1 pseudogene is annotated in these 721 nt (G+C 79.5%); it reads right to left on the bottom strand.

Going from position 1 to position 721, the window contains the following annotated elements:
- A pseudogene (locus ACFV4G_RS23095) lies at positions 1-618 on the bottom strand (hypothetical protein); the annotation flags it as partial.
- Positions 619-721: the final 103 nt, after the last annotated feature.

Here is a 721-nt window from a genome sequence, read left to right as displayed (position 1 = left end):
GGCGTTGGGGCGGGACGCGCGGCCGGCGCCGTCGGGCAGGATCACCAGGCCGGCGTCGTCGGCGGTGGCCTTGGCGCGGGCGGCGTCGGGCAGGGCGCCGAGGGCGGCGGTGCGCAGCAGGTCGTCCGGGACGGTGGGCGTGGTGGGGGCGGTGAGGCCGGTGAAGTACTTTCCGCCCGCCGATTCGACGTGCTGGGCGGCGCCGTCGCCGGCGAGGTGGACGAGGTACTGGGCGCCGAGGACCGGGACGCCGCCCTCCTTCTGCTGGAAGCGGACGGTGCGGCGGCCGTCGGGGGCGCTCTCGGTGCCGGCCTCGGCGAGTTGGGCGGGGTCGACCTGGTAGCGGTCGCGGTGGGCGGCCAGGTGGGCGCGGGCGGCGTCGGCCGGGTTGCCGGGGGCGGGGTCGGCGAGGCCGGTGACCAGCTGCGGGGCGGCGGTGTCCTGGCCGGCGACGACGCCGGGGACGGGGTCGCCGGGGGCCTGGGCGGGCGCGGTGTCGGCGGCGGCGGTCGGGGCGGCGGTGGCGGCCGGGGCGGCGTAGGCGGCCAGGGCGGCCAGGCTCAGGGCGGCGGCTATGCCGGCGCCGAGCGTCCGGGGCGTGCGGGCGTGACGGTGCACTGCGCTCCTCTCACGGAACGGGAACACGGGAATCGGCGGTGGCGGGCCCCGCGGGGGGGGCCCCCCCCCACCACCGCACGAACAAAAACCAACCCACCTTATA

The sequence above is a fragment of the Kitasatospora sp. NPDC059747 genome (assembly GCF_042732955.1).
GTDB lineage: Bacteria > Actinomycetota > Actinomycetes > Streptomycetales > Streptomycetaceae > Kitasatospora.
This window is presented reverse-complemented; position numbering and strand designations above follow the sequence as displayed.